This window comes from Acaryochloris sp. 'Moss Beach' (genome assembly GCF_021497025.1).
Lineage (GTDB): Bacteria > Cyanobacteriota > Cyanobacteriia > Thermosynechococcales > Thermosynechococcaceae > Acaryochloris > Acaryochloris marina_A.
Genome location: NZ_CP071717.1, coordinates 1,897,225 through 1,923,384 on the forward strand (window position 1 = coordinate 1,897,225; position 26,160 = coordinate 1,923,384).

The 26,160-nt window shown below is 47.6% G+C and carries 21 protein-coding genes, 4 tRNA genes and 1 pseudogene; 23 read left to right on the forward strand and 3 right to left on the reverse strand.

All coding sequences use genetic code 11. The features are described from left to right. Positions 1–30 precede the first annotated feature (30 nt). From mnmG to HRE53_RS08905, 19 genes and pseudogenes are all read left to right on the forward strand, one after another. A complete protein-coding gene (gene mnmG / locus HRE53_RS08815; RefSeq protein ID WP_235110029.1) occupies positions 31–1,938 on the forward strand; it encodes a tRNA uridine-5-carboxymethylaminomethyl(34) synthesis enzyme MnmG in 1,908 nt (635 codons plus the stop codon). A gap of 46 nt (positions 1,939–1,984) precedes the next feature. After that, positions 1,985–2,058, forward strand: a tRNA-Pro gene (locus HRE53_RS08820). A 639-nt stretch (positions 2,059–2,697) separates the two neighbouring features. Next, a complete protein-coding gene (locus tag HRE53_RS08825; RefSeq protein ID WP_235110031.1) occupies positions 2,698–3,858 on the forward strand; it encodes an MBOAT family protein in 1,161 nt (386 codons plus the stop codon). 166 nt (positions 3,859–4,024) lie between these two features. Then, positions 4,025–4,915: a hypothetical protein gene (locus HRE53_RS08830; protein ID WP_235110032.1), complete on the forward strand. Its 891-nt coding sequence runs from the start codon at positions 4,025–4,027 to the stop codon at positions 4,913–4,915. 99 nt (positions 4,916–5,014) lie between these two features. Beyond that, a complete protein-coding gene (locus tag HRE53_RS08835; RefSeq protein WP_235110033.1) occupies positions 5,015–5,875 on the forward strand; it encodes a sialate O-acetylesterase in 861 nt (286 codons plus the stop codon). A 145-nt stretch (positions 5,876–6,020) separates the two neighbouring features. Next, positions 6,021–6,821: a glucose-1-phosphate cytidylyltransferase gene (rfbF, locus tag HRE53_RS08840; RefSeq protein WP_235110034.1), complete on the forward strand. Its 801-nt coding sequence runs from the start codon at positions 6,021–6,023 to the stop codon at positions 6,819–6,821. Beyond that, positions 6,821–7,804 (forward strand): GDP-mannose 4,6-dehydratase, encoded by a 984-nt coding sequence (locus HRE53_RS08845; protein ID WP_212663105.1) that lies wholly within the window; start codon positions 6,821–6,823, stop codon positions 7,802–7,804. Before rfbF ends, HRE53_RS08845 begins: the two co-directional genes overlap by 1 nt. 18 nt (positions 7,805–7,822) lie before the next feature. After that, positions 7,823–8,380, forward strand: coding sequence for a dTDP-4-dehydrorhamnose 3,5-epimerase (gene rfbC, locus HRE53_RS08850; protein WP_212663106.1), 558 nt, complete (start codon positions 7,823–7,825; stop codon positions 8,378–8,380). Further along, the gene (locus HRE53_RS08855) at positions 8,377–9,294 is read left to right on the forward strand and encodes an NAD(P)-dependent oxidoreductase (RefSeq protein WP_235110035.1); all 918 of its coding nucleotides are present in this window, start codon (positions 8,377–8,379) and stop codon (positions 9,292–9,294) included. The genes rfbC and HRE53_RS08855 overlap by 4 nt, the downstream gene beginning before the upstream one ends. 77 nt (positions 9,295–9,371) lie before the next feature. Then, positions 9,372–10,556: a DUF563 domain-containing protein gene (locus tag HRE53_RS08860; protein ID WP_212663108.1), complete on the forward strand. Its 1,185-nt coding sequence runs from the start codon at positions 9,372–9,374 to the stop codon at positions 10,554–10,556. Positions 10,557–10,879: 323 nt separating this feature from the next. After that, positions 10,880–11,884 (forward strand): SIS domain-containing protein, encoded by a 1,005-nt coding sequence (locus tag HRE53_RS08865; protein WP_235110036.1) that lies wholly within the window; start codon positions 10,880–10,882, stop codon positions 11,882–11,884. Next, positions 11,881–12,618: a 3-deoxy-manno-octulosonate cytidylyltransferase gene (gene kdsB, locus HRE53_RS08870; RefSeq protein ID WP_212663110.1), complete on the forward strand. Its 738-nt coding sequence runs from the start codon at positions 11,881–11,883 to the stop codon at positions 12,616–12,618. Before HRE53_RS08865 ends, kdsB begins: the two co-directional genes overlap by 4 nt. After that, positions 12,615–13,455, forward strand: a pseudogene (gene kdsA, locus HRE53_RS08875) (3-deoxy-8-phosphooctulonate synthase). The gene kdsB and the pseudogene kdsA overlap by 4 nt, the downstream one beginning before the upstream one ends. After that, positions 13,455–13,967 carry an HAD family hydrolase gene (locus tag HRE53_RS08880; protein WP_235110037.1) on the forward strand — a complete coding sequence of 171 codons (513 nt, stop codon included), beginning with the start codon at positions 13,455–13,457 and terminating at the stop codon, positions 13,965–13,967. Before kdsA ends, HRE53_RS08880 begins: the two are co-directional and overlap by 1 nt. A 59-nt stretch (positions 13,968–14,026) precedes the next feature. Further along, positions 14,027–15,319, forward strand: coding sequence for a UDP-N-acetylglucosamine 2-epimerase (locus tag HRE53_RS08885; protein WP_235110039.1), 1,293 nt, complete (start codon positions 14,027–14,029; stop codon positions 15,317–15,319). Between the two features lie 86 nt (positions 15,320–15,405). Further along, the gene (locus tag HRE53_RS08890) at positions 15,406–16,710 is read left to right on the forward strand and encodes a glycosyltransferase (protein ID WP_235110040.1); all 1,305 of its coding nucleotides are present in this window, start codon (positions 15,406–15,408) and stop codon (positions 16,708–16,710) included. A gap of 113 nt (positions 16,711–16,823) precedes the next feature. Continuing rightward, on the forward strand, positions 16,824–17,915 hold the full coding sequence (locus HRE53_RS08895) for an acyltransferase (RefSeq protein ID WP_235110041.1): 1,092 nt from the start codon (positions 16,824–16,826) through the stop codon (positions 17,913–17,915). Positions 17,916–18,068: 153 nt separating this feature from the next. Next, positions 18,069–19,304, forward strand: coding sequence for a glycosyltransferase family 4 protein (locus HRE53_RS08900; RefSeq protein WP_212663116.1), 1,236 nt, complete (start codon positions 18,069–18,071; stop codon positions 19,302–19,304). 70 nt (positions 19,305–19,374) lie between these two features. After that, positions 19,375–20,538: an acyltransferase gene (locus HRE53_RS08905; protein ID WP_235110042.1), complete on the forward strand. Its 1,164-nt coding sequence runs from the start codon at positions 19,375–19,377 to the stop codon at positions 20,536–20,538. Positions 20,539–20,543: 5 nt separating this feature from the next. Here the strand turns inward: HRE53_RS08905 and HRE53_RS08910 are convergent, their stop codons facing one another. Together HRE53_RS08910 and HRE53_RS08915 are read right to left on the reverse strand one after the other, a co-directional pair. Then, on the reverse strand, positions 20,544–20,711 hold the full coding sequence (locus HRE53_RS08910) for a hypothetical protein (RefSeq protein WP_235110043.1): 168 nt from the start codon (positions 20,709–20,711) through the stop codon (positions 20,544–20,546). After that, positions 20,708–23,365 carry a HEAT repeat domain-containing protein gene (locus tag HRE53_RS08915; protein WP_235110044.1) on the reverse strand — a complete coding sequence of 886 codons (2,658 nt, stop codon included), beginning with the start codon at positions 23,363–23,365 and terminating at the stop codon, positions 20,708–20,710. The genes HRE53_RS08910 and HRE53_RS08915 overlap by 4 nt, the downstream gene beginning before the upstream one ends. A gap of 174 nt (positions 23,366–23,539) precedes the next feature. On the opposite strand from HRE53_RS08915, the gene HRE53_RS08920 reads away from it, so the two are divergent. The 4 genes from HRE53_RS08920 to HRE53_RS08935 all read left to right on the forward strand — a co-directional run bounded on the left by HRE53_RS08920 (position 23,540) and on the right by HRE53_RS08935 (position 25,599). Next, positions 23,540–23,668 (forward strand) — tRNA-OTHER (locus HRE53_RS08920). Between the two features lie 21 nt (positions 23,669–23,689). Then, positions 23,690–23,811: transfer RNA gene (locus HRE53_RS08925), tRNA-OTHER, on the forward strand. Positions 23,812–23,818: 7 nt separating this feature from the next. Then, a tRNA-OTHER gene (locus HRE53_RS08930) sits at positions 23,819–23,942 on the forward strand. A gap of 55 nt (positions 23,943–23,997) precedes the next feature. Next, positions 23,998–25,599, forward strand: coding sequence for a TROVE domain-containing protein (locus HRE53_RS08935; RefSeq protein ID WP_315876576.1), 1,602 nt, complete (start codon positions 23,998–24,000; stop codon positions 25,597–25,599). A 106-nt stretch (positions 25,600–25,705) separates the two neighbouring features. Here HRE53_RS08935 and HRE53_RS08940 read toward each other — a convergent pair whose 3' ends face one another. Beyond that, the gene (locus HRE53_RS08940; protein ID WP_235110046.1) at positions 25,706–26,143 is read right to left on the reverse strand and encodes a hypothetical protein; all 438 of its coding nucleotides are present in this window, start codon (positions 26,141–26,143) and stop codon (positions 25,706–25,708) included. Positions 26,144–26,160 lie beyond the last annotated feature (17 nt).

The window sequence follows — 26,160 nt, forward strand, 5'->3', positions numbered from 1 at the left end:
TCAGAGGGAGATCAGTTCAGGGCCACACCTATGACGTCCCCCCAGGCAGTTGAATTTTTGGATGAGTTTGAAGTAATTGTCGTGGGGGCAGGCCATGCCGGTTGTGAAGCAGCGTTAGCCTCTGCTCGGATGGGCTGCAGTACCCTATTGCTGACCCTCAATCTAGACAGAATCGCTTGGCAACCCTGTAATCCAGCCGTAGGAGCACCTGCCAAGTCCCAGCTCACCCATGAAGTCGATGCCCTAGGCGGCGAAATTGGCAAAATGGCGGATCGCACCTATTTGCAAAAACGTCTCCTTAACCATTCCCGTGGTCCTGCCGTTTGGGCTCTACGGGCTCAGACCGACAAGCGCGAATATGCCGCGGTGATGAAAACCATCGTCGAGAATCAGGGCAATCTGACCGTACGGGAGGGCATGGTCACTGACCTAGTGCTAGGAGCCAATGATGAGGTCGTTGGCGTCCAGACCTACTTTGGTGTCGCCTTTCGTTGCCAGGCCGTCATTCTGACCACAGGTACCTTTTTAGGAGGACGGATCTGGGTCGGAGATAAGTCCATGCCGGCCGGACGAGCCGGAGAGTTTGCAGCGGAGGGACTGACCGAAACCCTGAATAAATTAGGGTTTGAAACAGATCGGCTGAAAACCGGAACCCCCGCTCGCGTCGACAAACGGTCTGTGGACTTTAGCGTCATGGAACCTCAGCCCCCGGATCAGCAAGTACGGTGGTTTAGTTTTGATCCTGCCGTTTGGATTGAACGGGAGCAAATGAACTGCTATATCACCCGCACGACCCCTGAAACCCACAAATTGATTCAGGACAATTTACACCTGTCTCCAGTCTATGGCGGTTGGGTCGATGCCAAAGGCCCCCGCTACTGTCCCAGCATTGAAGATAAAATCGTGCGGTTTGCCGATAAGGCCAGTCATCAGATTTTTATTGAGCCAGAAGGTCGCGATATTCCTGAACTCTATATTCAAGGATTCTCAACGGGTTTGCCCGAAGCACTGCAGTTACGGATGTTGAGATCGCTTCCTGGTCTCGAACGTTGTGCCATGCTCCGCCCGGCTTATGCCGTGGAATATGATTATCTGCCCGCCACCCAGTGTTATCCCACCCTCATGACCAAACGCATTGAAGGTCTCTTCTGTGCGGGACAAATTAATGGCACCACCGGCTATGAAGAAGCGGCTGCCCAGGGCATTGTCGCGGGCATCAATGCCGCTCGATTCGTGAACCAACAGGAAATGATCGTCTTCCCTCGAGCCCAAAGCTATATTGGCACGCTGATCGACGATCTCTGCACCAAAGACTTACGAGAGCCCTATCGGATGTTGACAGGCCGATCCGAATATCGATTGCTGTTGCGATCAGACAATGCCGATCAGCGATTGACGCCCTTAGGACGTGAAGTGGGTCTGATTGATGATCGACGCTGGCACTTATTTACCCGTAAGCAGGCCACCATCACAGCTGAAAAAGAACGGCTCCATGCCACTCGTATTAAGGAGCGTGAGCCAGCAGCCCAGGCCATTGTCCAGGCAACCGGCGAAAAAATTAAAGGATCCATTACTCTGTCAGAGTTACTGCGTCGCCCCAAATTTCACTACTGCGATCTTCACCAGCATGGCCTGGGCATAGAGACCCTCGAACGAGCCGAACGCGAAAGTGTCGAAATTGAAATCAAATATGCGGGCTATATTCAGCGCCAACAGCGCCAGATTGAGCAGGTGAGTCGGCAAGAGCAGCGTAAGTTACCAGAAAATTTAGACTACGCCAACATTAAGACATTGTCGATGGAAGCACGGGAGAAATTGGCGAAAGTGCAGCCCCTGACCGTAGGACAGGCATCCCGCATTGGTGGCGTCAATCCTTCAGATATCAATGCTTTGCTATTTTATCTAGAAACCTTGGCTCGATTGTCCCCAGTCAGTTAAAAGCCTGTGATAGGATGTTAAAGTCTTATTGGCAATGAGCCAACAACGGGATGTAGCGCAGCTTGGTAGCGCGCCTGCTTTGGGAGCAGGATGTCGCAGGTTCGAATCCTGTCATCCCGATTTAATCTTTAGAATTAGAGCAGAAAAGTCTCTGATAGTGAGGGTGATCACCGCAACTCTGAACTATCATGACTTTACTAGATAATGTGATGAAAAAAGGTCTATCTAGACTGTCATCATATCTATCTCCTGAGTACCCATTCTTTAGGAGTCTACATTGCCACAAACATCAGCAATATAGATTAATCTATGCTGTCAGTTAACGCTTCTGGGTATCAATACACCTTCAAAAAACTGAGTATTGCTACTCATCCCATATTGAACTGTTTTTAGTGTACAAATCAGTAATAAATGTGATTCATACTCATTAACTGGCTATCCCCAATAACCTCATATGACATTTACGACCTTAACTTTCGTAGTATTTTTACTACTGACCTTTACCAGTTACTGGAAATTAGGAAAAAGGTCATTACAAAATATTTTTCTGGTTGTTATTAGCTACATTTTTTTATGGCTGGTGGGATTATCGCTTTTGCTTTTTATTACTAGCCTCTAGTTCTGTCGATTATTGGATTGGCCTATACCTAGCTCGAGCAGACTCTGACCGCAAACGGAAACTTTTATTATTCAGCAGTCTATGTATCAATTTAGGGTTACTGGGATTCTTCAAATATTGGAATTTTTTTCTCTCAGAGTTTGGTTGATTCACTCTCCCTAGTGGGATGGAAATTAGACTATGTGGCCCTTAATGTTATTTTGCCCGTTGGCATTAGCTTCTATACCTTCCAAACCCTGAGTTACACCATCGATATTTATCGGCGTCAACTACAGCCCACCCAAAACTATATTGACTACCTAGCTTACGTTTCCTTCTTTCCTCAACTCGTAGCTGGCCCGATTGAGCGTGCACCTCACCTACTTCCGCAATTTCTCAACTCCAGGCAGTTTAATTATGAGTTAGCCGTGGATGGATGCCGGCAGATTCTTTGGGGCCTAGCCAAAAAAATGTTGGTTGCGGACAACCTGGCAGCTATCGTCGACAGCGCATTTGGACAGCCGAGTGAATATCCTGGCCCCCAGCTAGTCTTTGCGACCATTGCCTTTGCCTTTCAAATTTACTGTGATTTTTCCGCCTACTCTGATATTGCTATTGGCACAGCTCGGCTCTTTGGCTTTGACTTGATGCGGAATTTTGCCTACCCCTATTTCTCCCAGTCTATGGCTGAATTTTGGCGGCGATGGCATATTTCCTTCTCTTCATGGTTGAGGGACTATGTCTATATTCCTCTAGGCGGCAGTCGGGTCACCTCCCTCCGCAGAATCGTCAACGTGATGTTGACCTTCTTAATCAGTGGTTTATGGCATGGAGCAGCCTGGAATTTTGTCATCTGGGGCGGCATCCATGGTGGCGTCGTGCTCGTAGAAAAGCTGTGGATTCCTGATCAAACCCTGAAAGCAACAGATACCCCCTGCGGAGAGGGGTTATTTCCCAAGTTGGGAATTTTGATCAGAGTGCTGATCACCTTCTCCCTCACTTGTCTATCTTGGATCTTCTTCCGAGCTAAAACAATTCAAGATGCTGGCTTTATGGTGCAGAAGATATTTGTGGATGCACTCCGTCCTGCGGCTTATAAATCTTTCGGAACCATTGTTGCAGATTGCCCCATTGGTAAATGGATTGTTGTGGTTTTAGCCTGCTTAGTGCTCATTGAATGGCTACAGAGAAGGTATGCCCACCCCTTGGTATTGAAGAAGTTACCCCAAAGTATCAGATGGTCAGCCTATACCCTATTGCTGTGGATCACCTTGGCATACGGCACATGGAGTACTGGACAATTTGTATATTTTCAGTTTTAAGTACTTGTCAATGATGATTTCAAAGCCTAATTACAGTTAGGACTCTCCTAGCCTGACTTATAGATTTATTTAAGTGTTCTCTTAATGAATAAATTTATCTTTCGCCTTCTAAAATTCATATCAGTCCAGTCTTTAGTTCTGTTAATAGTGCTCGTTTTTTTACGTCATGAACCATGACAAAACAGCTAAAACCAACTACTTAGCAGCAACCCTCGATAAACATGCTTTACTGGCTAAACAGCAAAAACCTCGGGTAATTTTCCTAGGGGGCTCTAATGTAGCCTTTGGCTTAGATTCTTCACTCATTGGACGTCGCTTAAATCGTAACCCCGTCAATATGGGTCTACATGCAGCGGTAGGGCTTGAATATATGCTCAATGAAGTGGAGGCCTCCTTGGTAGAAGGAGATATTGTGGTTATTTCGTTTGAATATGAGCAATTTTCTAGTCCTTTACCCGACATTCCAGAACGCCTGTATACGGTGATAGAGAATCGTCCCCAGAATCTTCAGTTCGTTCCTTGGTACTATGCACCCATCATGCTGGATAAAGGCCAGCTCTATCTTGGGGGCGTTATCCGGACAGCGATCAACTCAGTGCTAGGAACCTATGAGATTGATAGAGTTTATCAACGCAGTAACTTGAATGAGATCGGTGATGCCACTATCAACAACACCGAAAGTGGGCGAGACTTGACCCAAATCAAAGGGAAACTAACCGTCAATGATGACTCAGTGCAAACGGCGATTACCATTTTGAATGAATTTAATCAGTCAGCCATCCAAAAAGGAGCAAAGATTTATTATTCCTATCCATCATTGCTAGACTCTGTGTTTCGAGATAATGCTGTTGCCATTCGCCGCATCGATGATCAACTCAAAAAATCATTAGATTTCCCCCTGTTAGACGACCCCAAAGATATGGCCTTTAGCAAAGAGTACTTCTTTGATTCTGAATATCATCTCAATCACAAAGGTGCCAAAGTTCGTTCAGAATTCATTTCAAAACAATTATCAAGGCGTTTAGCAGAAAGTATTGACACCAACAATGGGAGCTGAAGGGTTTAATCTAGACTTGCTATATTTCTCACTTACGAAGGATATTGCCTAGTTACTATGAAGTTTATTCCGTCAAAAATATGGTTGATCATTCTATTTTTGAGTGGAGTTACCGGTGGGGTGCTTCTGCATAAGTTTCTTTTTAAAGACCGCCTCCAGACGCCTCAAGTCTCCCAGGTACAAGCATTACCGACTATCCCTGATCCATGGCAAGGAAAAATATCCCTCTATGTTTTAGCTGGGCAATCCAATATGGCGGGCAGAGGCCCGCTGGATGCTGAGAGTTCAACCACACATCCCCAGGTTTTTGTATTTGGGAATGATTACCGATGGCACCTCGCCAAAGATCCCCTGGATTCTATAGAAGGCCAAGTTGATCCGATATCCCAAGAAGGTAAGGCTCCCGGTGTAGGTCCCGGTATGACCTTTGCATCAGCATTACTCAAGCATGATGCGGATGCTGTGATTGGCCTGATTCCCTGTGCAAAAGGAGGGACAACCATTCAAGAATGGCAACGCAATTTAAGTGAAAACTCCCTCTATGGCTCCTGTCTCAAGCGATTGCGCGCTGCCTCTTTGATGGGCCATCTGAAAGGAATGTTATTTTTTCAAGGGGAAGCAGATGCTCTGGATCAAAAGCAATTTTCTCACCTCTCTCTATCTCCCCAACAATGGTCCAAAAAGTTTGAAAAGTTTGTTGAGAATTTTCGACTAGATACAAAGCAAGAGAACTTACCGATTGTGTTTGCTCAAATTGGGTCCCATGATGCTCCTGATCTCTTAACAGAGTGGGAAGCCATTAAAAAGCAGCAAGAGAATATTAAATTACCCCATGTATCTATGATTACCACTGATGATTTAGCTCTTCAAGACTATGTTCATTACACGACTAAAAGTTATCGTACGATTGGACAGCGATTTGCCAATGCATATATTAAACTGACCGAGAAGAATCTATGATGTGAATGTACTACAAAATGGGAAATATTAATATATGATTGAAACAATTTTGGATTTTTTTAAATAGCTTTTAAATGCGTCTTTATCTTTAGTTTTTTATTAACCGTTTCAAATCGATTGTTAGAGTTGTTCATTGAGTGAGCTAATGGAGACAAAACCAAGAATTCCTGTCGCAATTTTGTGTGGTGGTAAAGGAACGAGATTAAAAGAAGAAACCGAGTTTCGTCCCAAGCCCATGGTCATGGTCGGTGACCGTCCCATGATTTGGCACATCATGAAAATCTATGCTCACTATGGTTTTACGGATTTTCTTCTCTGCCTTGGCTATAAAGGCGATATGATTCGTGACTATTTCTTTAACTATGATTGGAACCATAGCAATGTCTTGCTGGAATTAGGCAATAAAAAAATCACCAAATTAGATAGCTCCCATGGAGAAGAGAACTGGAGAATCTGGTTGATTGATACTGGCCCTGAAACCATGACTGGGGGACGATTAAAACGTCTATCTCCTTATTTCAACGACATTGGTAGTGACTTGTTTATGGGCACCTATGGCGATGGGGTGAGCAACGTTGATATCCAGAAATTGCTGGAGTTCCATAACAGCCATGGCAAGCTAGCCACCATCACCTCCGTTCGCCCGCCTTCACGTTTTGGTGAGCTTGCCATTGATAACAATTTTGTCAGCTACTTCCAAGAAAAACCCCAAACCAGCGAAGGCTGGATCAACGGGGGATACTTTGTGTTTCATCGCAAGGTTCTAGATCTAATTCAAGGAGATAGCACCGTTCTGGAAGCCGAGCCCTTTAAAGCATTAGCGGCATTGGGAGAACTCGCTGTCTATAAACACGATGGATTTTGGCAATGTATGGATACCTATAGAGAACTCGGACTTCTCAATGAGCTATATACCTCCAATCAAGCACAGTGGAGGGTTTGGTAATGAGTGAATTTTGGCAGGATCGATCGGTATTGATTACGGGTTGCACTGGGCTGTTAGGGAGTTGGATGACTCAAGAGCTAGTGGCCCGTGGCGCTCGTGTCGTTGGACTCGTCCGAGATTGGGTTCCTCAGTCTCGTTTGTTTACAGAAGGGCTCTCCGACAAAATTACAACGGTTTACGGCGGCATTGAAGATTTAGGGGTTTTGGAGCGGGCTATCAATGAATACGAAGTGGATACAGTATTCCATTTAGCTGCCCAAACCATTGTGGGGGTTGCCAATCGCGAACCCCTGGGCACCTTTGAAGCCAATATCAAAGGGACATGGAATGTCTTAGAAGCCTGTCGTCGGGTGGGGGGAGTCAGTCGTATTGTCGTCGCTTCCAGTGATAAGGCCTATGGTGATCAAGATATCTTGCCCTACGACGAACAAACACCACTCCAAGGCGAGCATCCCTATGATGTGTCCAAAAGTTGCGCAGATTTACTGTGTCGGACCTACTATGTGACTTACAACCTACCCGTCTGTATTACCCGCTGCGGGAATTTCTATGGCGGTGGGGACTTGAATTTCAATCGAATTGTCCCGGATACCATTCGATCGACGTTGCGTGACAAACCCATTGTGATTCGCAGTGATGGGACTTATATCCGTGACTATTTTTATGTCAAGGATGGTGTGCTGGCCTACCTTCATCTGGCGGAACAAATGGATCGGCCGGAAATATTGGGTGAGGCCTTTAACTTTAGTAATGAGCTGCAGATTTCAGTCTTAGAGTTAGTTCATAAAATCCTAAAGTTGATGGGCAAACCTCATCTGGAGCCGACGATTTTGAACCAAGCTCAGAATGAAATCAAGCATCAATATCTCTCTGCCGCAAAGGCAAGAAAGCTATTAGATTGGAAATCTCCCTATGATTTGGATGCGGCATTATTAGAAACCATTCAGTGGTACACAGCATTTCTTGAGTCCACTTCTGCTTAGTACTTGTATAGGAAGGATATGCAACTTCATTCCACCAAAATACCAGGCTGTTTTGAATTAGAATTAAACGTTTTCAAGGATCAGCGGGGTCGGTTTGTTAAAACTTTTCATGAAGAGATTTTCGCCAGCCACCAGTTAGAAACCCATTTCCCTGAAGCCTATTATTCTTACTCCACCCAAAATGTATTGCGGGGCCTCCATTTTCAGATCCCCCCTAAAGATCATACGAAGATGGTTCACTGCGCCCAGGGTGAGATCATAGATGCGGTGGTCGATTTAAGAGTGGGTTCGCCTACCTATGGGCAATTTGAAGTATTTGAACTCAGCGCCGAAAAAGGCAATTCGGCCTATATCCCCCCTGGATTAGCCCATGGTTTTTACATTGTCAGTGAAACCGCCCTCGTGATGTATCAGGTGTCCACGGTATATGCCCCTGGCCATGAACAAGGTCTGTTGTGGAACTCGGCTGAGATTCCCTGGCCGAGTCCAAATCCGATTATTTCTGAAAAAGATCAAGGATGGAAGACCCTGGCTGACTATGAAAGTCCGTTTGTCTATGAGCCTGCCCACTCATGACTCATTCCCAGCCATCACCAACGGTCCTGATTTCCGGAGCCAATGGCTATTTTGGGGGCATAGCCTGTCAGTTTTTTAGAGATCGGTCCTGGACTGTCTTAACGGCAACCCGCCGCCCAGATGCAGATGTCCCGTTTGATCTCAATCAGCCAGACCAGTTTGCCGCCCAAAAGCTAGAGCAACCTGTTGATTTGTTTATACATGCGGCCGCCGCCCATGAAGTGACCTGTCGGGACCAGCCCTATCAAAGCATTTTTCAGAATGTGGCCGGTACCCGGGCCGCCCTGGACTTTTGTGTGGCCAACCACATTTCGCGGTTTGTGTACTTATCGACCTTTCATGTCTTTGGCCATCCCACCGGCCGGATTGATGAATCCACGACGCCGTTGCCTGCAAACGACTATGGTTTAAGTCATTTACAGTCTGAAGATTACTTACGGCTTTATCGGCGAGAGCAGTCTCTACAGACTTTAGTGTTGAGGCCCAGTAATTTTTTTGGTGTACCAGCCGATGTTAAAAGCTGCAACCGCTGGACCTTAACCCCTTTAGGGTTCTGTCAGGCCGCAGTGGAAGAGAAACAGATTGTCTTGAGAACGCCGGGATATCAACGACGCAACTTTATTGCCGTCCAAGATATCTGTGGTGCGATCGCAGCCGCGTATCCCCAAATGGACACCCTAGATCTCCTCCATTTACCAGGGCCAGAAACCCTCAGTATTCGAGGGCTTGCTCAACTAGTCCAACGGGTGATGCAAGAGCGATTTGATATTGCGATTGATGTCGTCCTGCCGGATGGGGAGCCGATAGAAGATACATTTACCTATACCAGCCAAGGATTATCAGCCGTTTATCAACCTCAACTCACCCTAGAAAACTTTGTATTTAAATTGTGTCAACGGTTGTTATCAGTCTAAAGACTGAGCAGCTAGCCCCCTTGGCAATACTTGTATAGGGACAAGTCAAGGTCGCGATCAGTGGAAAGAAGACAGCCATGGTTTTAGGAACACTCTCTGGAAATATGCCTGAAACAATCTCTAACGCGTTAAAGCCCATCCTTCGTCCCCTGTTTAGTTGGGCCGTACTCAAGCCTGCGATCGCATATCTGCTCCCACGGCAAACCGTGGCTCAGGCTTTTGGCAAAGACCATCCGAAGCATCGGCGCTTTCCCCCGGAGACCATTGATACGCCTGAAATCAAGGATATGCCGCCCTTTGACGGTCCCTTTGCCTATCTGGAGAGTGAAACCTATACCACCCACGATATTTTCTCAACGGTGTTAGAAAACGTGTTAGTCGAACCGGGCAACGGCATCGTCTTAACGCCTTCTCGCAAGGTGATTGCCGAGTCCATGTATCCCCAAATGGACGACATCACGATTTATGGGGCCTTACTCAATAAAAGCTTTATCCGGCGCAGAATGCTTGAGAAGCCGGTCCAAGAGATTTCGGGGTATGCCAGTATTTATCAAGGATTGCCCAATGGTTACTACCACAAATTTATTGACTTAGTCCCCCGTTGTTCCCTGCTGAGCCAGCCAGAATATGCAGAGATAGACAATATTCAGCTCCTCTATTCTGATCCTGTGTCGGAGACAGAAACTCTATTAGTCCCGAAACTGATTCCAGAAAATGTCACCTTAACCAAGTTAGAACCCAGTCGGCTTTACCGCGTCGAAAAATTGATTTTGCCGACGTTTCTGACTCAGTTCGGGTCTGGCTATCTGCCCCAAGCCTATATCCAGCAGCTTCGGCAAGCCATTTTTCCGAAGCGTCCTTCAACCCAAAACAAACGGATTTATATTTCCCGAGCCCAGTCGGCCAAAGGCCAGAAAAAGCGGCATATTGTTAATGAAGCCGAATTAATTGCAGCCCTCAAACCCTTGGGGTTTGAAATCTATGAGCTGGAAGATTTCTCCTTAGAAGAGAAAGTTGAACTTTTCTATGATGCTGAAATTGTAGTGGGGGCCTATGGGGGTGGTATCACCCACGTCCTCTTTTCCGAGTCTGTAAAGATCTTGGAACTGCAGGTCATGGCTAAAACCCAAACCTATTACTATTACTTAGCCAAAGCATTGGGACATGACTATCGCTTCTGGTTCTCGGACAAAGCCAACAACCGCGAGAACTTTGAAGTTGATATTTCTCAGGTTTTGCAGTTACTAGAAGGTTGGTGTTAAAACGGAGATGAAGTTATCTATACTGCCAACGGCTGAGGGTTTAACATTTTAGATTGAGCTACAACTCTTTCTAACAAGGGATTTGAAGCTCATGAAAAAAGTAAACTTTCAACTCGTTCGGAGTATAACCCCCAAAAGAATAACCCAACCGAAATTGACGAGAGTTGAGAAAAGAGTGAAGTGGCTCCGGCATGAAGGCCATGCACCCCGTTTTCATTCTGTCGGTGTAATGAGCCTTTCTGACTAAACAGGCCAAGGGTTTTGTACCCACAATAAATAACTCCATAAGATACGCTAGAACTACTAATGAGATATTGATTTCTATGCAATCTCTGATTACATCTACCCCAACTACCTTCGCATCTCAAGTTGAGAAGCTGCTGCTGTTAGAAGCCGAAGCCATTGCCAAAGCGGCGGAGCGATTGCAGCCCGAACAGGTCAATCAAGCCGTCGATCTGATGATTAATTGCTCCGGCAAAGTGGTGTTATCCGGGGTGGGTAAATCAGGGATTGTGGCCCGCAAAATCGCCGCCACCCTGACCAGTGTGGGAGTGATGGCAGTATTCCTACATCCAGTAGAAGCCCTACATGGCGATTTAGGGATTGTGGCCACCAGTGATGTCGTGGTGGTGTTAAGCAACAGTGGCGAGACGGATGAACTGATTGCCATGTTGCCTTGCTTAAAGCAGCGCCAAGTCCCTCTGATTGCCCTAGTGGGGAATGTGAAATCAACCTTGGCAGATGAAGCAGATGTGGTGTTAGCGGCGACGGTGGACCAAGAAGCTTGTCCCATGAATTTAGCCCCCACGGCCAGTACGACAGTTGCGATCGCAATCGGCGATGCCCTAGCCATGACCGTCACCCATGCTAAAGGGGTCACTCCTGAAGCCTTTGCCGTCAATCACCCGGCGGGTCGGTTAGGCAAACGCTTAACCATTAAGGTCTCAGATCTGATGCACCAAGGCCCCGAGCATCCTTGTATTTCCTCAGAGGCCAGCTGGCTGGAAATCGTGACGAGCATTAGCCAGGGTGGGTTAGGAGCCGTTAACGTGGTGGATGCTCACAACCAACTGCTGGGAATTGTCACAGATGGTGATCTGCGTCGCGCCATGGAAAAGATTCGCCCAGTAGACTTGGAGCAGATGAACGCAGAAAAAATAATGACTGCCAATCCCACCACTGCTGCACCGGACCAGTTGGCCTACGACGCCTTACAGGTCATGGAAGATCGCCCGTCTCAAATTTCGGTATTGCCCGTCGTCGATCAAGACGATCGTTGCGTGGGAGTATTGAGACTGCACGATATTGCTCAAGCGGGTCTTATATGAATATTCTTGCGGTCATTCCTGCCCGCTATCAATCCCAACGCTTCCCTGGCAAACCCCTAGTGATGCTAGATGAGCGGCCTATGGTTCAGTGGGTCTATGAAGCCGCTAAAAGCTGCGATTTCTTTCAAGATGCAGTGGTGGCCACGGACAGTGACAAAATTGCCGACTGTGTGAAAGGGTTTGGCGGCAAAGTAGTGATGACCCGGGACGATCATCTGACGGGCACCGATCGCGTCGCCGAAGTCGCTGGCTTCTACGATGATATGGATGTCGTCGTCAATGTTCAGGGGGATCAGCCCTTTGTCACACCGGAAGCCCTCGAACAGCTGGTTCGTCCCTACCGGGAGGGAGAACGACCCGAGATGACCACCCTGGGCTGTCCCCTAGACATGGAAGAGGATTACGCCAGCCCAAATGCAGTGAAAGTACTTTGCGATCGCAACGGCCATGCCCTCTATTTTTCCCGCTCTCCCATTCCTTACTTTCGCACCCCAGGCACGGTACCGGTTTATCACCACTTAGGGCTCTATGCTTTTCGCCATGACTTCCTAATGCAATATTCTCAACTCGAACCGACGCCCTTTGAAACCTGTGAAGGTCTAGAGCAATTGCGAGTTTTAGAGTACGGCTATGCCATTAAGGTTTGCCAAACCCAAAAAGCAGCGATTGAAATTAATACCCCCGAGGATTTAGTTAAAGCTCAGTTATTCATCCAACAAGGAATGACCTCATGATCCGTACTCAAGTGACTGATACATTAGCCATCGGCGATGGATGTCCGCTGACACTGCTGAGTGGTCCCTGTGTGATTGAATCTGAAGATTTCACCTTGAAGATGGCCACGAGCATCGCTCGCATCTGTGAGAAGCTGGGCATTTCTTATGTATTCAAATCCTCCTTTGATAAAGCCAACCGCACATCCGTTAGCTCCTTTCGGGGCCACCCCATGGAAGAAGGACTAAGAATCTTACAGCGGGTCAAGGATGAAGTCGGCGTCCCCATCGTCACGGATATCCATGAAAGCCACCAGGCCGCTCCCGTCGCCGAAGTTGCCGATATTTTGCAGATCCCTGCTTTTTTATGTCGCCAAACCGATCTACTCATGGCGGCAGCCGCCACAGGTCGCACGATTAATGTCAAAAAAGGGCAATTTTTAGCCCCCTGGGACATGAAAAATGTGGTGAGCAAACTGGAGTCTGGCGGCGCTAAGAACATCCTGTTAACAGAGCGCGGCACTAGCTTCGGCTATAACGCCCTCGTCGTTGATTTTCGGTCTCTGCCCCAAATGCGTAGCTTTGGTTATCCCATTGTGTTTGACGCCACCCACAGCGTCCAAATGCCTGGAGGCCAAGGCAGTAGCTCCGGTGGCCAGCGGGAATATGCCCCCCTATCTCGCTCGGGCAGCCGCCGCCATCGGTATTGATGCCTTATTCATGGAAGTGCATGAGAATCCCGATCAGGCCCCCAGCGACGGTCCAAACATGATTCCGCTCCATCAGTTAGAAGATGTGTTGCGGCCCATCCTTGAGGTGCATAACGTCTTAAAAACGACTCAACCCGTATTAGCTTGATGAGTACCCTATCAGACCTACAATCCCGACTCGCCAACGTGAAGCTCTTAGCCTTAGATGTGGATGGTGTCTTAACGGATGGCGGGCTGTACTACACCGAAACTGGTGCAGAACTGAAAAAGTTTAATGTCAAAGACGGTCAAGGCTTAAAGCTCCTCATGCAGGCAGGAGTTGAGGTGGCCATTATTACTGCCAGCGATTCTCCTGTCACCCGACATCGAGCCAAAAAGTTGGGCATTCAACATGTCTTTCTTGGGATTGAAGAAAAGCTCTCGGTGCTCAAATCTCTCTGCCAAACTCTCAACATTGAGCTGTCCCAAGTGGCCTATGCAGGAGATGATGTCAATGATGTGCCCATCTTACAAAATATCGGCTGTCCCTTCACCGTCAATGATGCCATGCCTGCCAACCGAGGCGCAGCCATTTACATTACTCAGAAAAACGGAGGATGTGGCGCAGTCCGAGAACTTTGTGATTTACTGATTCAAAGCCAGGCCGGTTCTTCATCTTAATCCCTGGCAAGGATCCGACAAGATGCAACAAAAGCTGAAAATCAGATCGCGTCAGGATATTGTCCCCCCTTGAAAAAGCAATTCTAGGGCAATATTATTTTCCACTGCAAGACTATTTGGGCTTTGATGAGAAGCTAGCGATGCTGTTTCAATCATTACCGCTTCGGCTCTCTCGTTCATCGCCCCAGCCGGAAATCAGCTTCTTTCTCTATTCCAAGGCTTGTGAACGCTTATTAATCCCACTGCTATTGCACTTAGCAGAGAGTGGCATTCTTGAGAAAAATGACATCAAGCTGAATCTGGTTGTTCTACCGGGGATTCATCAACTGCAGCTCGTTCCCCAAACCCTAGAAAAATTGAGTTCTTTGGGCATCACCCCCCAGGCCAATTATTTAAGCCTCATTCGAGCCTGTTTATCCCCCCAGAATAAAGGGGTGGTCTTTTGCTTAGATCATCGAGAACTCTATGAATTTCATCGGTGTGGCGTTGATACCGCCGATCAGCTCCGCCAGTTTGGCGTTAAAACCCTCTCTATTCAACATGGTGGGACTCGCAAGGACTCCGTTAAAGGACTCGCTTCCACGGTTTCAGACCTAATCATGGTTTGGGGTAAGCGGGTGGAGCGGGAATTGGTCCAGGATTATGGGGTCGATCCCCAACGAATTCGAGTGGTAGGAAATCCGTTACATGACGTCCTCAATACGCTAGATCCCGAAGCTGCTTTGACGACGTTGCAAAAATGCTATCCCCAGGTTCAACCGCAACTCCCCCATAAAAAAATTGTGGTTTTAGCCGCCTGCCTGCATACGGAATATCAGGGGTATGGGGACGAAGCCCAGCTCTATCGACAATATATTCAACATATTTATGAAAGCCTGGATTTTTCCAAGGTGTTGTTGCTGATCAAAATGCATCCCAACGATCAAAGAAATCCAAATTTATATCAACAGGCTGCCCAGGAATTTGCAGATCTCGATTCAGTCGTCGTGATCGAACCGGAAGTAACAGAACTCAGTGTATATGCCCTGCTTTCCATCGCCGATTTACTGCTAACACGCAGTTCTACGGTGGCGGAGGAAGCGTTGATGATGGGCAAGCAGGTCGTCGCCTTTGATTTATTTGAAGATGGCCCCTCCAAAGGCTATAAACATTTAGAAGAGTACGGGGTCTACCAGACGGTCTATGCAGACCCTAAACCGGCTTTAAAGACTGAAATTGAACGTATGTTATTGGATAGAGACTCAGATCACAGTACAACCATCGATCTTGCAGCAGAATTTACCTATGCCTTAGATGGCCAGTCTACCCAACGAGCTGTTGATGAAATTGTTCAGCGTCTATCTGTTCGCTAACTCCGGTCAACGACCATGATTATGGTCGTTGAGCAATATGCCGATTCACTCCAATCTCATAAACCCCATTTTTGATGCCAGTGTCTATGAAAACCGTTGCGCTCGTTGATACCAATCATGGCAGGGGGCATCATCTCACGTATATGCGTTTCTTCAGTAAGACACTGCTAGAAATGGGCTATCGAGTGATGTCTTTTTATCCCCAGCCTGATGACGTCTTGCCGTGGATCCAAGAGAATTGTCCAGATAAGGCTGAAAATTTTTATGCCTTTGAAATGCAGGAATATCAATGGCAAGAACTGCCCGTGTTGGGTCGATTACCCGCACTGTTTCCTAAGTGGAACCGATGGCCACAACCTATTTTAATTTTGGGACGCTGGCAAAAAACGGCTGCCATGATTCAAGAGGCAGCGAAACAAATTGGCCATGAGCCCGACCTGGTTTTTCTCAATTGGTTAGACAACTATTTAAGCTACTACTTACGCGGCTCGATGATTGATTGGGTCTTCCCTTACTCTTGGTCTGGCCTCTATTTTCGACCCGCAACCTATCGGTTTGGTCAACGCTATCTTCCCATTCTCAAAAAGCCTTTATCCCATCTCGCGGTGGCCCAGTCTGATCACTGCCAAGCCATCACCCTGCTAGATGAGTATGAAGCGAAAAATCTGCAGGCAGATATCGACAACAAACCCGTGATTGCCTTTCCCGACTTTACCGATATCACCCCTCCCGATTTGACCTATTCATTAGCCGCAGACATCAAAGCTAAGGCAGGTAATCGCACCATTATCGGGCTGTTCGGCGCTCTGAGTAAGCGCAAGGGACTTTTAACCTTATTGCACGCCGCTGAGCGGTGCGATCCAGATGATTTTTTCTTTGTCTTTGCAGGATCGCTCTCTAAGGCCATGTTTCATCAAGATTACTCAACCCGATTGAATGAAGACTATGAAATGGTCCAAACCATCGTTGAGTCTTCTCCTGACAACTGTCTCTTTCATTTTGAATTTATTCCCGGTGAACCTCAATTTAATGCCTTAGTGAATAGCTGTGATGTCATTTTTTCAGCTTATGAAAACTTTCCCTACAGTAGCAATGCCTTAGTTAAAGCAGCCACGTTCCAAAAATTGGTGATGGCCAGCGAAGGGTATTGTATGGGCAAACGAGTGCAGCAGTTTGAGTTAGGGGTGACCATTCCGGAAGGGGATGTTGACGCTTGTGTAGAGGCTTTAATAGAACTCAAATCCAGACTCACCCAACCCAAAACTGACCATCAGCCAGACTTTGAAGGATACTGCAACCAACACTCCCTACAACAGCTCGCAAAGTCTTTTCAAGATGTGCTCAATCTCACCACTGTTCATCAACAACAGCAAACAACTAGCCCATCATAGGATATTTAGAATAATCATTTTTTTAGTGGAGAGAATTATTTCAGGCCATAGATTAATGGTTCGGACCATTGATTAAAGACACTGGCTTTCTATAACGTGAGGACAAGGGAACCGTGGTAGTTATTGAAAAAGTTAAATCTATTTTTTTAGGTAATCCATCGCCATCCACAAAACAAATTCACTCTTTAGATGGCATTAGAGGATTTGCAATTTTATTTGTTTTTTTTGATCATGCCAAAGGACAAGGACTAGAGCTATTCCCAGTTCTAAACCCTACTGGCTTTGGTAAGGCAGGCGTCTATTTATTCTTCGTGTTGAGTAGCTTTTTGTTAGCGGGACAATTCCTGAGGGATGACTGCGAACTGGGGCGTTGGTCCCTCTGGGTAAGTTACGCACTCAAGCGAGTCTTACGGATCTATCCGTTGTACATCTTTATTATGTTGCTTTATGGCATCGTACCCAGTTTTAAATACACGGCTACAGATGTCTTCAGCCATATATTTCTACAGGAAGGAAAAGACCAATTTTGGGCTATTCCTGTTGAATTTAAGTTCTACCTATTTTTACCGATCTTAATGTGGCTGATTGTTAAAGTTTTGAAGAAGAACCTTGGACTTTCGACTCTTTTCTTAGGGGCCGTGATGAGTGCCAGTTTCCTGATCACCATTGAACCAGCTGAGGTGGCTCGAGTTTCTCTCGTCAAGTATTTACCTATTTTTCTCTTAGGGATATTAGCTGCCTTAATTCATGCCCATTTACAAAATCATCAAACCCAGTTTCTGGAGTCTGACACCTTTGGATATATTGCGGAAGGCGTGGCCCTCCTCAGTTTGATCGCGACGTTTGGCTTAATCACCACGTTGCGGACCAAACCCGATTGGTTTCTCTTACAACAGGATTGGTCAGATACCCTAATATTCATCGCCTTTGGAGGGGCATGGTCTTTATTTTTAGTGGCTCAGCTACATGGTCGCGGTCTGATTCGTGGTCTCTTGAGTCATCCCATTATTCGGTTTGTGGGAACGATCAGTTTTAGTATGTACCTTTGGCATATGGCCCTGATTGGCTATACCAATGCCCATCTCAATATGGCTCCACCGATTAAATTCTCGATTATTTTGACGATCACGCTTGGGGTTGCAATCATGAGTTTCTTCGTGATTGAGCGGCCCTTCTTTCGTTTGAAGAAGTACTTACCTAGATAACTGGATACCATCTAGCCAATGGTGAAACAAAACGAGAGGGCGTTTAGGTAGAAGCGGGGGGATACCGAGTGGAAGATCTCTCATCCTTAGTTGACAGCCCCGCCAAAAAAGACCTTGATTGTTCCTATAGGACCCTAGAAAAACACAGCGTCTATGAAATCTCTTTTATTGAGTACATCTGACATTGAAGGTGGAGCTGCTAGAGCAGCATACCGACTACATCAAGGGCTTTTAGCGATTGGTCATGATTCCCAAATGCTAGTTCGCGCCCGTTTCAGTGGTCAGAAATCGGTGCTGGCAGAGAAGTCGGCATTAACAAAATTGGGGCCACAGATGAATGGCTGGCCCTTAAAGCTAGGGTCCTATCAAACCAAAACCCTCTTTTCAAGCCAATGGTTTCCGGATGCGATCGCAAAGAACGTTGCACAGCTCAACCCAGATATCGTCAATATGCATTGGGTTTGTAATGGCTTCCTCAAGGTAGAAACCTTGCCCAAGCTCAACAAGCCCTTGGTATGGACCCTTCAGGACATGTGGCCGTTTACGGGGGGATGTCACTATGCAGAAACCTGCGATGGCTACCAAAAAGCCTGTGGCCAATGCCCTCAACTAAATAGCCAAAAAGAATCTGACTTGTCTCGCAAAATTTGGCAACGCAAGCAAAAAGCCTGGCAGGACATTAACCTCACCATTGTTACTCCCAGTCAATGGATGGCGGATTGTGTCCGGGAGAGTTCGTTGTTTGGCCATCGACGGGTTGAGGTGATTCCGTTTTGTCTAGATGTCCAGAAATATCGACCTGCGAATAAAGGCTTTAGCCGTGATTTATTGGGGCTGCCTTCAGACAAGCTGATCATTCTATTTGGAGCCTTATCGGCGACCGCTGACTTAAGAAAAGGGTTTCATCTACTACAGCCCGCCCTGAAAAAACTGAGTCAAGCGGGCTGGGCCGACCGGATTGAGGTAGCAATTTTTGGGGCAGATGCCCCCGCAGAACCGGCCGATCTAGGATTTAAGGCCCATTACTTGGGGAGCTTTGCCGACGATTTAAGTTTATCTATTGCCTATTCAGCCGCTGATGTCATGATTGTGCCCTCTCTCTATGAATCCTTTGGCCAAACGGCATCGGAAGGATTGGCCTGTGGCACGCCTGTGGTTGCATTTAATGCCGCTGGGCAGAAAGATATTGTTAGCCATCAACAGAATGGTTACCTGGTGAAGCCCTACGAAGTGGATGATTTAGCCCACGGCATGGCTTGGGTCTTAGAAGATACTGATCGCCATCGCAAGTTATGTGAGCAGGCTCGTCAAGCCGCAGTCGATCAGTTCTCCCTGGAGATCCAAGCTCGACAGTATCGCACACTCTTCGAAGAGTTATTGGCTGCATAAGTGGCCATTGGATACCCCGTCTTAGACGGCTGATTTGATTGAACTAATCGCAAGCTCTTCTTTAACTAGCATGACAGAACAACTGAGTGAACCAGCAGCAGCAAGTCAGAAATTTTCGCTCCAGCATCTATTCTTTGGTGCGCGGGCGTCTAAGAGTTGGATGGCATCTTTAGATGGGTTACGAGGGATTGCTGTTTTGCTAGTGGTCATGACCCATAGCAAACGGCTCTTGGGCTTATCTTGGGATCAGGCAATTGTTGGGCATTATTTTCAAGCCGCCGGTACGATCTATGGCCGCACTGGAGTCTACTTATTTTTTATCTTGAGTAGTTTCCTGCTCACGGGACAAATGTTGCGGGAAACCATCGATTTAAAGCATATAAAAACATGGATTAACTATGGGTTAAAACGAGTCCTCAGAATTTATCCGCTGTATCTCTTTGTTTTAGCCGTTTACACGATTTTCCCAGGCTTCAAGTTTACCTTGGGCAATTTCACAGCCCATGTCATTCTGCAAGAAGCTTTAAATCATTTTTGGACGATTGTCGTCGAATTCAAATACTACTTATTTTTCCCGTTCGTCATTTTGATCATTGCTGTTCTCTTAAAGCGAGACTTTAAAGCTTCAGTGCTCTTTTTATTGACTGCCATTATTGCGACGGAGGGGGCCAATAATGTCGTGGACTTTACCTCAAGATTATCGATTCTCCCTCATATCCCTATTTTCCTTCTGGGATCTCTAGCCGCAGTGGTGAATACCAAACTGACAGCAGTCTTAGATCCGGCCAACCCCAAACAGCAAAGATGGATGTCCATCCTGGCCAACTCCTCTTTAGTGTTGATTGTGTTCAATTTTCCGACTCTGCTGAGCCGTCCGCTGTGGGATACGGTATTCCAAGCGAATTATGTTCGACTTTCAGCCAACCACGGGTTTTATACCTACCAAGCCATCTTGCTATGTATCTTGCTAGTGTCCCATTTACATACGGATGGGTGGATCAAAAAGGTTCTAGAAAATGTGGCCCTGCGATTTGTCGGGGTCGTCAGTTTCGGAGTCTATCTTTGGCATATTGCGGTTCTTGGATATGTTGAAGCCTATCTAAAAGCCCCCGGTTTTATCCAGTATGTTGCTGTTTTTGGGGCGACTATCTTATTGTCTTCTGTGACTTATCTCCTGTTTGAAAAGCCTTTTATGAAAATCAAACTCCGTCCTCAGACCCTTAAGGCCCAGTAGCGTCTTTATGGATAGGGGCTAGTCTCAGCAGATGAGTTGGCCTGCCAGAGCACACGAAATTGCTCAAAGGAAACCGCCTTCGACCAGTGCCACAGCAGCCTGTAGGTCGCTTGAACCTGAGAGAGGTGGGGGGACTGGGTATAGACCCATTGGACAACGGATATTGCTTTCACCAGGGTTGGGGGGGGATGCTGTCCTCTTCAGGGGTGATCGCCTGTTGGAGATGCAGACCCATCTGTTTGAGATGGGTTTTGCGATGGGTCGTGGGGAGCAGTTCTAACAATATATCGATGGCTCCCTTGTGGTTGGGTTGCAGGCGTCCCAAACGGCCTGCATAGCGAATGCGAGTCTCAATATCTCGACTGTTTTGGAGTTTTTGCTCCAAAACAGGAATAAGCTGCTCCGGGTTCAGGGGGGTTTTGCGAGACCGACGCCGAGAGGGCTCTACCGGCAATGCAGAATGCTGGGGAGCCAATTGTTGCAAAGATTGCAGCGTTTGCCGCCGGAGACAGGGATCATCCGTTGTTTGCAGGATATGTTCTAGGGTTTGGAGCACCATCGGTTGATCCGGCGCAATAGTGCCGAGCCGATGGGCGGCCTTGCGACGAAGCGTCAGAGAATCATGAGACTGAATAATATCTTGTAAGGTTTGGATGGCTTGGGGATGACCTGGCTGAATATCCCCTAAGCTTTTGGCCATCTCAATACGCAGATCCTCATTGGGCGCTTGGGAGAGGAGTTGTTCTAGGGTTGCGCTCGCAACTCCATTCCCTGGATCGTAACTTTTACCCAAGCTATGGGCCGCCAGCCACTGTTCAAAAGGGTTGGAGGCCTGGGCCACAAACTGTTCAATCGCTGTGGTTACGAGGGTGCGATCGCAGTGGGACAACGCTTCCGCTGCAGGTTCGATCCAAACGGTGGGTTTACCTTTCTGCTGCTGAAATCGCCAATGGACCACCTCAGTCACTAAGGTTTCTGCCCCAGCAAATTGGGGATATTCCGCTAAGCCTTTGGTCGCGAGTAATTTCGCTTGAGTGTCATAAAATCCACCACAGCCATCAGAAAAATCCACCAAGGCTTGCAGAAAATCTGCCTTATCCACATCAGCAATGTCACTGCGCCCCAGCCATAGCAAGATCACTTCCTGCCATTGAGCACTAAAGATGGGATGGAAGGTGGTTTTCGCATTCTGATATTCGATCAACTGATGCCAATCTGCAATCCCTTGGGCCGCAAAATATTCCTGGAACGTAGCGTGATAGAAAGCATAGACTTTGCCCCCGGTCGTAGGAGACCAACCTGCGGGCTGTAACCACCCTAATTGCAAGGCGAGCGTGAGTTGGTCTGGGTCTAACTGCTGACTGACAAAGATCTCAGGCAAGCGAAACAGCGGTGAAGGTTGCGCCATGGCCTGCAAAGCGAGGTGGGCTAAGGCTTGGTTAAGCTGCTGGCGTTGACCCAAGCTGGTGGGGTGATGATCCTGCTTCCAGTCGTAGAGGGCCTCAACAAACTGCCGATAGAGCATAGCTTTAGTTTCTGGCAGTTGTCCTTGAGTAAGCTGCCAGGTTCGACAGAGTAGGGCTAAGTGTAAAGGATTCTGGATCAGGACTTTGAGCCGCCGCATCTCCGGGCGATTAATTTGGTGATACAGCGTATCGCCTTGCTGGTTATGGAACCAGTTTTGGATCACCGTCTGGACTTGATTACCGCCGTGGCGATAGCTGAAGCTGAGGCTGCGATAGGGGGTGAAGGCTTCCAGAGCATTGTGGCCTGTGTCCCAGAGTTGCGATCGCGAAGTCAGTATCACATGGGCTGCTCCCAGCCAGCCCTTGAGCTGCTTGGCCACAAAAGCCAATGCTTGGCTAGGCACCATCCCCATTTCATCCACGGCATCCAGCAACAGCCAAACTTTACCTGTGGCAAACTGCTGGGCAAAGGCTTGCTGCTGACTCAACGGAACGGTAAATACCTTCAGGGTTTGTTTTAGCCAAGTTTCTAGCAGATACGTCTCTAGGGATTGTCCCTCTAGATCGGCTAGGGAGATCCAAATAGGCAGAACCTGTTCTTGTGCCAACAATTTGAGGGATAAGGTTTGCAGCAGCGTCGTTTTGCCTGCTCCTGGTGGACCGACAATGGCAACCCGCTGAACCTCTGGTTGAGACAGTAAAACGTCTAAAAACTGATCCGGTTGATAAACGATTGATTCTAGGTCAGATTCGGCTGCTGAATCTCCCGTTTGTTTAGCAGCATCGGTCTGGTAAGCCACCAACCCCACTGGACAGTAGACATCCTTAAGGTCAAAGGCCAAGCCCGTATGGGCCGTCAGGGGATTAGACGTTAACCGAGTATCCAAAGCTGCCTGACAACAGACTCGCCAAGAGCTAGTAGTCTCTGTTGTTGATGGCTGAGACACTGCTCGATCTGGGCGATGCTGATTCCAAACTTGGTCAAAGGTCTGCTGATTGGTTTCCTCTTCCCAGCGGTTCTGCCACAAAGTCAGGGTGAAATGCCACTGATCCGACCCCCGCTGACTTGTGCGGTGATCTTCCAGAATGCCTATAAAGGTTTGGAGATGCTTTAGTCCTGCTTTCACCTGAGCCAGGGTGAGGGGTGTTTCTAAATATTGGGTCAGGGCCACCAAATGCCGAGCAGTGGTCTGTACCACCAACCGCTGGTCCGTTTGCCAATAGGTTTTGATATTGCTCCGTAGTCCTGCCAGGATTTTCTCGTCTTCTAGGGCTAAGGAATCATTGGCGAACTGTACCAGGCCCATCAGGAGGGTTTGGGTTCTGTGTTGGGTAATGGGACCAAAACTTTGCTTGGGCATAGAGAAATTTCACGACAAAGTTAGGGGGTTCCCCTTAACTTAGATATCTCCCCTCATTCTAGAACCCTCACGCTATCGGCATTTGACTCTAAAGCAACTGGAGTGGAATAGGGGGAGAGACGGCCAGTAGATTGGGTTCAACGATCAGAAACGAGGTTACTTCACTTCAAACACGGACGGTTAGTTTAACGGTAGAACTCCTGTTATATGAATCTCCTTATTCACAACTTTATCCGCAAGGGTCGAAGAATTAGGGTTATCGCTAAGGAACAGGGGGTAGAGGTTCGAATCCTCTACTGTCCAAACCAAAACACCAATATCCATGGGCGGATAGTTCAAAGGTAGAACATCTTACCCCCCTTGTTCATCACTTATCCGCAAGGGTCGAAGAATTAGGGTTATCGCCTACCACGCGGAAGATAGGGGTTCGACTCCCCTTCCGTCCATCCCCTGGAGTGGGTCGCTCAAACGGTAGAGCACCATTTTTTGCCCATTAGGGCCGCAGGAAATAAGGTTATCGCTTTTAACGACTTGTCCTTTATCCATCGGGATGCGGGTTCGACTCCCGCTCCACTCCCTTTCCCCATATGGGGTTTCAAGTTTTTATTTGCCCAGTCGGGCCGGAGATAATGATGACTTATAAATTTTTGACCAACACTGCCCGTACACCTCAGACCCAGCCCATTCCTGGCCGTGACGCTGAAATGGTCCAAGGTCGGTCTGGAGGCTATATGTTTGACCCAGGCATTTGGGGTATGCTGCGCCGATGCCTACTGATCGGTACAGCCCAAAGCACCTACTATGCCGATAAGCATGAGCTAACCGATGATTTTATTAATGTCATTCAGCAGTGTGTCCATGAGAATCCCCAGCGCACCGCTGAAGAGATTCTCTACGCTAGCGATGGCCGATCGATCAACAACAGTGCCCCTATCTTGGCTTTAGTACTCTTATCCATGGGTGAAACCCAGACGGCCAAGCAGGCCTTTGTAGAGCTGTTCCCCCAAGCGGTACGAACCGGAAGCCATTTCTACGAGTGGTTGAACTACACCAAGTCCTTACGAGGCTTTGGTAAAATCGTCCGCCAGTGCGGAACTGCATGGCTCTCTAACCCCGATGCCAAGGCCCTGGCCTATCAGTTGCTGAAGTACCAGCAGCGTCATGGCTTTACTCACCGGGATGCCTTACGGCTATTCCACGTCAAGCCTATCAGTGCGGACCACCAGGCCCTTTATCACTGGGTCACCCAGGGTTGGGAGGCATTACCTCAAGCTGCTCCCAGTCATGCGTTAGCGCAAATCTGGTGGTACGAGCGGGTCAAGCGCCAGCCGGAGGCTACCTATGAAGCGATTACCCAAGGCCGTTTAACCCACGAGATGATCGCTCCTATTGGTCAGATGGATCAGCGGGCTTGGCAGCTCCTCTTAGATGGAATGCCCATGGGAGCCCTATTGCGAAATCTGGGATCTTTGACAGCACTAGGGGTTCTCGAAGCCCATAAGAGCAAGAACCTGAAGCGAGTAGCCGCGATGTTAACCAACAAGCAGCGCTTGCGCAAGGCTCGGATTCATCCAATTGATGTGCTCAAAGCTTTGAAAACCTATGCATCTGGTGGTCAGGTGGGGCGGAGTCGCAAGACTTGGACACCTATCGCTCGGATCACCGATATGCTCGAAACGGCCCTTGAGCTATCTTTCGAGACGGTTGCCCCGACGGGCAAAGTGTTTATGCATGCCATTGATGTTTCCGGGTCCATGTCTTACTACACCGTTGGTTCTGTGGGTCTGAGCTGTTGCGAGATTGCCACGGCGATGGCGCTAGCAACGGCCAAAGCAGAGCAGAATTACGCCATTCGCGGGTTCTCCACCCAGTTCCGTGACTTGGGTATCACGGCCCGAGATAGCTTTCGCGATGCTCTAAAGAAGGCAACGGATAACAACTTCGGAGGCACTAATGCAGCGGTGGCCTACGAGTGGGCGATTCAGAATCGCTTCTATGCCGATGTCTTCTGCTTCTGGACGGATTCTGAGTCCTATGCGGGACGACAGCATCCGAGTCAGGCACTAGCAGAGTATCGACGTCTCGTGAATCCAAAGGCTAAGGCAGTCTACGTGACCCTTGCGCCTTACCAACTCTCCTTAGTAGATCCTTCGGATCTACTATCTTGGGACTTCGGTGGTTTCGACCCCGCAGCTCCACGAGCGATTCAAATGATTGCTCAAGGAGAGATCTAACAAATAGAGGTTACTAATCACCTTTTTATCAAGGCTTAGTAACCTCTTTCTTTTCTTAAATATTTATATTCAAATACACCCATCAAGTGAGTAAAAAATTTAGTATCTAAACAGCTTCAAATACTCGAATATCTTCAAAAATACCCTTTAGAACAGAGGCATAGTTATCTAGTGAGACACTAAACATCAGCAGATTGAATGGCAAGAGAGAGCTTCGTGGATCAGTTTCAAAATCTCGAAATATAATATTGCGATCCCAACTTTGCACTACATTACAGCTAATACAACTGCATCCATATGTTCCGCAGGGACATACAGCAACCACGCGTTTTTCTGGGTAACCATTGTCCAGTCGAGAAAGTGGTCGCAAAGCGACGCCAGTCTTAAAAAGCCAATAGGGAACGGCTGTATCTGCAGTACCTGCTATTTCCCCAATAGTTTTTCTATCTACCATCAGTTCGAAGGAAAGACCATTACTTTCTAAACTCTGATAACTTAGAACATTCAGATCAGCAAGAGAATTATTACGAGTCATATAAGTCATGTTGCTGCTCGCTTCTA